The 2,041-nt window shown below is 55.0% G+C and carries 1 rRNA gene; it reads right to left on the reverse strand.

Features of this window, described 5'->3' with window-relative positions:
• Positions 1 to 323: 323 nt before the first annotated feature.
• A 16S ribosomal RNA gene (locus tag ACU18_RS17845) occupies positions 324 to 1,849 on the reverse strand.
• Positions 1,850 to 2,041: the final 192 nt, after the last annotated feature.

Raw genomic sequence — 2,041 nt, forward strand, 5'->3', positions numbered from 1 at the left:
GGAAAAGCAACCGTGTGTTCGGTGCAGCCAGGAAACCAGAAACAAACAAACCCGGACAAGCCTTACGCTCCCCCGGTCCTGTTGCCTCAGGACCCAACAGTGTGCCATACACTACCCAGCAACCACAGACCATCATCGTTCCTGAACCACCCCCGAAGGAGTAACCCGTACTAAACCATGGTTCGTGCCACCAGGCACCTATTTGTTGATATTCCACCCTTGAGCACCCGCCGCAGAACAATCGTCTGCGCAACGGGCCTTTACTCCTGACAACCCCCACCCACCACATACATGGAGAATGAAGGACTGTAGGTGCTCCTTAGAAAGGAGGTGATCCAGCCGCACCTTCCGGTACGGCTACCTTGTTACGACTTAGTCCCAATCGCCAGTCCCACCTTCGACAGCTCCCTCCCACAAGGGGTTAGGCCACCGGCTTCGGGTGTTACCAACTTTCGTGACTTGACGGGCGGTGTGTACAAGGCCCGGGAACGTATTCACCGCAGCGTTGCTGATCTGCGATTACTAGCGACTCCGACTTCATGGGGTCGAGTTGCAGACCCCAATCCGAACTGAGACCGGCTTTTTGGGATTAGCTCCACCTCACAGTATCGCAACCCTTTGTACCGGCCATTGTAGCATGCGTGAAGCCCAAGACATAAGGGGCATGATGATTTGACGTCGTCCCCACCTTCCTCCGAGTTGACCCCGGCAGTCTCCTATGAGTCCCCACCATCACGTGCTGGCAACATAGAACGAGGGTTGCGCTCGTTGCGGGACTTAACCCAACATCTCACGACACGAGCTGACGACAACCATGCACCACCTGTGAACCAACCCCAAAGGGGAAGAACTGTCTCCAGTCCGGTCTGGTCCATGTCAAGCCTTGGTAAGGTTCTTCGCGTTGCATCGAATTAATCCGCATGCTCCGCCGCTTGTGCGGGCCCCCGTCAATTCCTTTGAGTTTTAGCCTTGCGGCCGTACTCCCCAGGCGGGGCACTTAATGCGTTAGCTACGGCGCGGAAAACGTGGAATGTCCCCCACACCTAGTGCCCAACGTTTACGGCATGGACTACCAGGGTATCTAATCCTGTTCGCTCCCCATGCTTTCGCTCCTCAGCGTCAGTTAATGCCCAGAGACCTGCCTTCGCCATCGGTGTTCCTCCTGATATCTGCGCATTTCACCGCTACACCAGGAATTCCAGTCTCCCCTACATCACTCTAGTCTGCCCGTACCCACCGCAGATCCGGAGTTGAGCCCCGGACTTTCACGGCAGACGCGACAAACCGCCTACGAGCTCTTTACGCCCAATAATTCCGGATAACGCTTGCGCCCTACGTATTACCGCGGCTGCTGGCACGTAGTTAGCCGGCGCTTCTTCTGCAGGTACCGTCACTTTCGCTTCTTCCCTACTGAAAGAGGTTTACAACCCGAAGGCCGTCATCCCTCACGCGGCGTCGCTGCATCAGGCTTGCGCCCATTGTGCAATATTCCCCACTGCTGCCTCCCGTAGGAGTCTGGGCCGTGTCTCAGTCCCAGTGTGGCCGGTCACCCTCTCAGGCCGGCTACCCGTCGTCGCCTTGGTAAGCCATTACCTCACCAACAAGCTGATAGGCCGCGAGTCCATCCAAAACCACAAAAAGCTTTCCACCCCCCACCATGCGATGAGGAGTCATATCCGGTATTAGACCCAGTTTCCCAGGCTTATCCCAGAGTCAAGGGCAGGTTACTCACGTGTTACTCACCCGTTCGCCACTAATCACCCCAGCAAGCTGGAGGTCATCGTTCGACTTGCATGTGTTAAGCACGCCGCCAGCGTTCATCCTGAGCCAGGATCAAACTCTCCGTTGAAGTAAAAACAAAAACAGACACAACCACCAACCCCGGAAACACGGGACAAAATGGCTGCACAAAATTCGAAACCAGCTGTAAAAACCAGACAACACCACAGGGGCGGCATCATCCAGCCAATTCAACCAATTCAATACAAAAAATTGGTATCAACAAACATGGCACACTATTGAGTTCTCAAACAACAGACAC

Origin of the sequence: Arthrobacter sp. ZBG10 (genome assembly GCF_001238605.1) — a bacterium.
Classification (GTDB): domain Bacteria; phylum Actinomycetota; class Actinomycetes; order Actinomycetales; family Micrococcaceae; genus Arthrobacter.